The sequence below is a fragment of the Gillisia marina genome (assembly GCF_000258765.1).
In the GTDB taxonomy this organism is placed as follows: Bacteria; Bacteroidota; Bacteroidia; order Flavobacteriales; family Flavobacteriaceae; genus Gillisia; species Gillisia marina.
Genome location: NZ_AJLT01000002.1, coordinates 95969 through 102725, shown reverse-complemented (window position 1 = coordinate 102725; position 6757 = coordinate 95969). Strand labels below are relative to the sequence as shown.

Annotated in this window: 4 protein-coding genes, 1 tRNA gene and 1 pseudogene; 4 read left to right on the top strand and 2 right to left on the bottom strand. The window is 33.4% G+C overall.

Translation table 11 applies throughout. The annotated features are described in order from the left end of the window. The first annotated feature begins 632 nt into the window (after positions 1-632). Positions 633-714, top strand: a tRNA-Leu gene (locus tag ON07_RS00760). A gap of 237 nt (positions 715-951) precedes the next feature. Beyond that, positions 952-2193 carry a site-specific integrase gene (locus ON07_RS00755; protein WP_010227393.1) on the top strand — a complete coding sequence of 414 codons (1242 nt, stop codon included), beginning with the start codon at positions 952-954 and terminating at the stop codon, positions 2191-2193. A gap of 105 nt (positions 2194-2298) precedes the next feature. Here the strand turns inward: ON07_RS00755 and ON07_RS00750 are convergent, their stop codons facing one another. Continuing rightward, positions 2299-2646 carry a hypothetical protein gene (locus ON07_RS00750; protein ID WP_010227391.1) on the bottom strand — a complete coding sequence of 116 codons (348 nt, stop codon included), beginning with the start codon at positions 2644-2646 and terminating at the stop codon, positions 2299-2301. Positions 2647-2938: 292 nt separating this feature from the next. Further along, positions 2939-3822, bottom strand: a pseudogene (locus tag ON07_RS14040) (DUF808 domain-containing protein). Positions 3823-4307: 485 nt separating this feature from the next. Here ON07_RS14040 and ON07_RS00735 point away from each other — a divergent pair. Together ON07_RS00735 and ON07_RS00730 are read left to right on the top strand one after the other, a co-directional pair. Further along, a complete protein-coding gene (locus ON07_RS00735; protein ID WP_010227387.1) occupies positions 4308-5516 on the top strand; it encodes a primase-helicase family protein in 1209 nt (402 codons plus the stop codon). A gap of 307 nt (positions 5517-5823) precedes the next feature. Further along, entirely contained in the window at positions 5824-6705 is an 882-nt protein-coding gene (locus ON07_RS00730; protein ID WP_029331276.1) for a toprim domain-containing protein, read from the top strand. Positions 6706-6757 lie beyond the last annotated feature (52 nt).

Below are 6757 nucleotides of genomic sequence, written 5' to 3'. Positions count from 1 at the left end.
CTTTATTCAGGACGAGTCAGACTTAGTAATTACGGGAATCCGCAATCAAATAATGCAGATATCATTTAAATTTGTAGCGATTTAGAGAAGAAACACATTGGTAAAGCGCCAAAATTTGAAGGAACTTATACTTGTAGGGAAGTATAAGTTCGGAAAAACGATGGCGCTTTTTATATCTAAATTGCAGGGAGGGATTGTTTGATAGTATAAACCTAAATAAAGGCTTTATAATTGTAAATTTATTTAAAAGAATTTCTCAATTTAAACGCATACACCGAATTTCAAGTATTTCAACTTGTAATTACACATTTAAATGAATAGTGAATTTTAACCTGTAACCTTTAGCATAATAAAAAACACTACGGCTAGACTGCTAATTAGGAAAAAAAAATTCGGCAATACGTATTAAACTATCATCTCTCATAGTATGAATTTTAGTAAATAGGTTAGAGTGAAAATGTATGTGAGGGTAGGATTGTCTTAACAAGAATAAAGTTGAATCGAATTAATTAAATATAATATGGGGATTTACCCCATATTTGACATCAACTAAAAAGTTCTTCTTTTATAGATTAAAAAGATCGATTTTATGTTGTGGATGATTATTTTTTTTATAATTTTGCCGTCCACTAGCTCGAGTGGCGGAATTGGTAGACGCGCTGGATTCAAAATCCAGTTCTTTCGGGAGTGCGGGTTCGATTCCCGCCTCGAGTACTTTTAACATATCAAATTAAACTAAAACCCTATAAACTTCACTGTTTATAGGGTTTTTCATTTTCTATATATTCATTTGATATCAAATAAGTGTCTCCGAATGGTGTCTAATTAGGTGACCTATTTCAGTTTTAAAAAGAGGTCACCGAATGCACTCAAACCTCTTGATTCATAATGTGTTACGTGATTTTTGTTTAAATTATTTTATTACTTTTATGATGATAAAATTTAGATATTATGCAAGATTTACTATCAATTTTGTTTTTCATTAAAAGGAATAAGGTGGATAAAAAGGGATTAGTTCCTATTTATATGAGAATAACTTATAGTGGAAAGCGAGTGGAAATAAGCACTATGAGAAAAATAGAACCTTCTAGATGGTCTACAGATGGCAACCAAGTAAGAGGTAGTTCCGCTGAAGCGAAAATGATTAATCGAAACCTAGATATAATGAAAAATAAAATTTATGATATTTTTCAAAGAATATTAGATTCTGGAGATGATATAACATCTGAAATCCTCAAAAACGTCTATTTAGGGAATGATGAACTTAAAAAAGATATTATAGAAATGTTCGACGAACATAATTCTAGAATGAAAAAATTAGTTGGTAAGGATTATTCATTTAGAACCCTACAGCGATATAATACCACTAAAAAGCATATTTCATCTTTTATCCTATTCAATTTTAAAAGGAAGGATTATCCAGTTATGGACATTGATACTAAATTCATACATAGTTTTATCTATTATTTAAAAACAGAACTAGATCTTTCACACAACTCTTCATTAAAGTATCTCTCTTACCTTAAAAAGATTGTACGAGTCGCATATGCAAATGGTTGGATAGAAAAAGATCCTTTTTATAATTTCAAACTTAAACTTCAGGTTATAGAACGCGAATTTTTAACCAAAGAGGAGATCATTACACTAATGGAAAAACAATTCACAATTCCGCGAATTGAACACGTGAGGGATGTTTTTCTTTTTTCATGTTATACAGGGCTTGCTTATAGCGATGTATTTAAACTTACCTCAGATGATATTGTAAAAGGAATTGATGGTAGCCAATGGATTAAAATAAAAAGAACCAAGACTAAAACCTTGAGCAGTATTCCTATACTTCCAGTGGCTGAAAAAATTATAGAAAAATATGAACACCTTGATAGTCCAACAGGAAAACTCCTTCCAGTTTACTCAAACCAAAGAGTGAATAGTTATTTAAAGGAAATAGCCGATCGCTGCGAATTAAAAAAGAATTTGACTTTTCATATGGCTAGGCATACGTTTGCTACCACTGTTACTCTTTCCAATGGTGTGCCCATAGAATCAGTAAGTAAAATGCTTGGACATCGATCCCTGAAAATAACACAACATTATGCTAAGATCTTGGATGCGAAATTGAGTGAGGATATGAATTTACTAAAGAAAAGGATTGCCATAGAAGATGGTAAAAGAATGAAAACCTTTCAAGGCTAGAAAAAATTATTTTCTAGATGCGCTATAAAGTAGAAGAGTAATTTGCGCAAAGATGTTTCAGAATTCTGGGTTCGATACTAAAGAGCTCTCCTATTAACTATTCCTTTAATGAGTATACTTTTTCTCCGACCGCATAAGATAACCTGTGGTAACTAAGACAGCTCCAGCTAAAACCCCAAGGACTGGTTTACTAGTAATGTATTGTTTGAATTTTGATGGTTTGTTAATCTGCTCAATATATTTTCTAAAGCCCAGTACTTGAGCCTTATTGAAATTAAGATCGGGCAGGTATTTTTCATCACCTTTTTTAATAATATTATATTGAAGTAATTCCTTATACGCCGCTTCAAATTCAGACGGATATTCAATAATATCCTCAATCTCACCTTCATATTTCATGATGAGTAAAATCACTTCGGCAGTTTGATAAATATCCTTTTTTTCTTCTTCCATTTTATGAAAAATTATTGATACAAAGATAATTCATTAGGTCTTCAATAGAAATGGGAAAATATAAAGTTGTATTAAATTTACACTGTTTGATTAGAGCAATATATCTGCTTATTTGGTATTATTTCAGTTGGGTTTTAATTCGGTTTAGCCCCAAAAAAAAAGTTTTTGGTAATTCACCAAACTTTAAAAAGAGATTATCATACCTAAATAGTTTTGCAAATAATTATAACTACAAGTTATTAAAGAGAGAGGGACCTCAAATGTTTTTCAAACCGCTAGAACTAATAAAAATTTAGGCTGTAGTTTTAGAGAATTTAGTCCAGACTTTAGTTAAAAGTTTAATTATCAATAAGACGACAATACCAATAACCAATCCCACCATAAATTCAATTATTATACCAGGGATGTTTTCGGCAAAGCGTGAAAATAAGGTGTGTTATGCACAAAAATTCCCCCAGAAACGAGTAGAAGTGCTATAGTACCAATTACAGAAAGACTCTTAATAACCAATGGTAACGCATTTACCAGAAACCTTCCTATAATATCCGAAAGGCTATCATTCCTTTCATTTAATGATATAAGTTTTGCCCCAAAATTATCCATTCTTATAATTAATGCAACAATACCATAAACTCCTACCGTAGCTACTAAGGCAATCATAGAAACAACAAGGATTTGAAGGGACAACGATTCTGCGGCAACGGTACCCAGAGCGATAATAACTATTTCGACAGAAAGTATAAAATCTGTTATTACTGCAGATTTTATTTTTTCTTTCTCCAAACTTAAAGCTTCTTCTTCAGTGATTTCTCTGAGTTCTGGTTTTACTGTTTTATGATGGTGAGGAAATACCCATTCATAAATTTTTTCAACACCTTCATACGCCAGGTACAAACCTCCTAGTACTAAAATTATTATAATAGCTGATGGTAATAACCAACTTAATAAGAAAGCCAGTGGTAGGATAATTAGTTTATTCAGGAGAGAGCCTTTTGTAATAGCCCATAATACTGGTATTTCCCGAGAAGATATGAACCCCGAAGCTTTTTCCGCATTAACGGCCAGATCATCTCCCAATATGCCGGCGGTTTTTTTACCAGCTAACTTACCCATTACTGCAACATCGTCCATAAGCGCTGCAACATCATCTAGAAGTGCAAAAAAGCCTGAAGCCATAAGTTGTGTTTAAATTTCGAACAAGATACATGGAAGTTGATAATTTTTTTTATTTGCTTAACATACTTTTTCATAGAAATAGTCAATCTAAATAATTATGAGCGTTTTTTGATGATTGAACTTAATGCCTCTTATGGGGTCTCTTTAAATAAAACGGGTGATATTGTCTTTAGATAAAATTGAATTCTCCAGGAAATTAATCGAACATTAGATTTTTTATAATGTTTCTCTGAATCTCTTCAAAAACATCAAAAGTTCAAAATCTTACATTTAAACACATCTTCTATGGGTAAATGTAGAAAGTTAGATTTTGAGGTTATAAATTGCATTATTCGCAATCAAATATTATTATTGATAACATTTTTTTAATTAAAATCAATTTTTACTATCTTTAAGTGATGATTTGTCAGTACAAATTCACTTCTAATTAAAGACTAGATTTAATTTGAAGGAACCGTATAAAGCTGATGACATCCTAGATTTATATGAAAGTTAAAAATTTATATATACGGGTAGGGGTCAGTTATTACAAAATAGTTGAAGCCCCAACTATTGGTGGGCAGATAAATGAGATACTGGTATCTTGGAACATTGAAACCATTAGACAAGACCACGGTAAAACATTTCTAGCTAGTATTCCAAAATTCGATGGCTTTACCTGTATTCCAGACCACCTAAACTTCAAATCCACCTACAACAACTTTTACAACACCTATTCCCCACTGAGTCATAGTGTCTCAAAAGGAACTTGTAGCAAATCTTTAGAATTTGTAAAACATATTTTTGGGGATCACTTCGAACTAGGCCTTGATTATCTTCACCTTTTATATACCAAACCCATTCAGATACTTCCTATTCTTTGCTTGGTATCCCGGGAACGCTCCACGGGTAAAAGCACCTTTTTGAAATGGCTAAAGCAGATTTTTGAAAGCAATCTTACTTATCTCACCAACGATAGCTTTAGCAGTCAATTCAATGCAGATTGGGCGAATAAATTGCTAATCTGTATTGATGAAGTGCTGTTCAATAAAGAAGAGCTCACCGAGCGGATCAAATATTTAAGCACGACCAATTTTAATAAACTCGAAGCCAAAGGAAAGGACAAGCGTGAAGTAGAATTCTTTGGAAAGTTTATTCTCTGTAGTAACAACGAAGAGAATTTTATTAAAATAGATCACCATGAAACCCGTTTCTGGGTGTTGAAAGTTCCTTCGGTCAAAAAGGAACATACTGGATTCTTAGAAACCTTAGAAAAGGAGATTCCTGCATTTCTCTATTTCCTTCAGAATCGATCACTACATAGCCCCCATCAAACCCGGATGTGGTTTACCCCCAAACAAATTGAAACACCTGCTCTCACAAAACTGGTTCAGAACAATAGAAACCGTGTAGAGAAAGAGTTGGCTAGCATTCTCCTTATGGTAATGGAAAATCACGATCTCGAAGAAATCAAGTTTTGTCCATTGGATGTTTTAAATGCCTTAAGCAAGACAAGACTGAGAACGGATTTGACCCAGATCCGTAAAATTCTAAAGAAAGATTGGAAGCTTGAAAATATAACGAATTCGAACCGTTACCAAAAATTCACACTGTGGGGAGATGGTAGTACGAACCTTTCAGATGCCAAAGGACGCTATTTTACTATAAATAAAAGTTACCTCTTGGAGAATTTTGAAGATCAGAAATCGAACTGAATTTATAGGGATATAGACGAAAACGATGAATCGATGACAAAGTGATGACACGGAAACCTTTGGTTTTAGAGGGGGTTTGGTGGGTTGTCATCGTTTCATCAAAATGAACCCAGTTTTTCAGGAAAAACCCCTCTTAATTCTTCATTTTTTTGGTGAATGATGACAGAATCTTGTTAGACCAGTAATAGTAGGAGGTAAGGCCGTCATCGTTTTGTCATCAAACTGTCATCAAAAATAAAAGTGATGACAAAAAGTTGAGAACATGGAAACTATCAAAGAGGCATAATTGCAATTAAATAAAATGCTGATGAAAGAAAAAAGATTAACCTGTGAAAGAGCCCGTAGTATTTGCATCGTTGAAACACTCGCAAAACTAGCGCACTTTCCAAACAGGACAACGGAGAAAGAAGCTTGGTTTCTGAGTCCCCTGCGGTCAGAAACCCAAGCCTCTTTCAAAGTTTCTTTAAAACTGAATCGATGGTATGATTTCGGAATGGGCAAAGGTGGAAATGTGATTGATCTGTTATGCCTGATATCCAATTGTTCGGTGAGTGAGGCGCTTCGATATCTATCTAATGAGAAACCTGTTTTTTCATTTCAACAGCCGTCTAATATCATAGAGAATAATATCGACAAAAACATTGTTCTCGAGGTCAGAACGATCACTCAAGGCCTTTTAAGGAAGTATCTGCACACAAGGGGCATATCGCTACAAGTAGCACAGAAATATTGCAAGGAGGTATGGTATACTTGTAAAGGAAGGAAATATTATGCCCTTGGAGTTCAAAATAATGAAGGCGGTTGGGAACTTAGGAACTCTTATTCCAAAACTTCCACTTCACCGAAAACCTATACCTATTTAAAAATTCATTCAGATAGTCTCATTCTAGTAGAAGGAATTTTCGACCTATTGTCCCTCGCTGAATTATTCCCTAGCAAATTAAAGAACTCAGATATAGTTGTACTGAACTCGCTTTCCTTTTTAGAACAAGTAAGCCTGCTTTTTAAGAAATATAAAAGGGTTGAGCTGTATCTGGATAATGATCAATCGGGAAATAACTATTCGAAGGAGCTAATGCAAAAGGATAAGAACATCATAGATAAAAGTCACCTTTTTGAATATTATAAAGATCTTAATGAGAAACTGATTTCAATTAAAAAAGAAAAGAAGTTCATTGATGAAGTATAATATGGCCGAGTAAATTCCACTGGGGAGAATTTCATATTGAGTAGCAAAGCAA

Bases quoted from the DNA above. Each gene is read 5' to 3' on its own strand.
- ON07_RS00735 (WP_010227387.1), top strand. From the start codon at position 4,308: ATGAAAGTTAAAAATTTATATATACGGGTAGGGGTCAGTTATTACAAA.
- ON07_RS00730 (WP_029331276.1), top strand. From the start codon at position 5,824: ATGAAAGAAAAAAGATTAACCTGTGAAAGAGCCCGTAGTATTTGCATC.
- ON07_RS00750 (WP_010227391.1), bottom strand. From the start codon at position 2,646: ATGGAAGAAGAAAAAAAGGATATTTATCAAACTGCCGAAGTGATTTTA.
- ON07_RS00755 (WP_010227393.1), top strand. From the start codon at position 952: ATGCAAGATTTACTATCAATTTTGTTTTTCATTAAAAGGAATAAGGTG.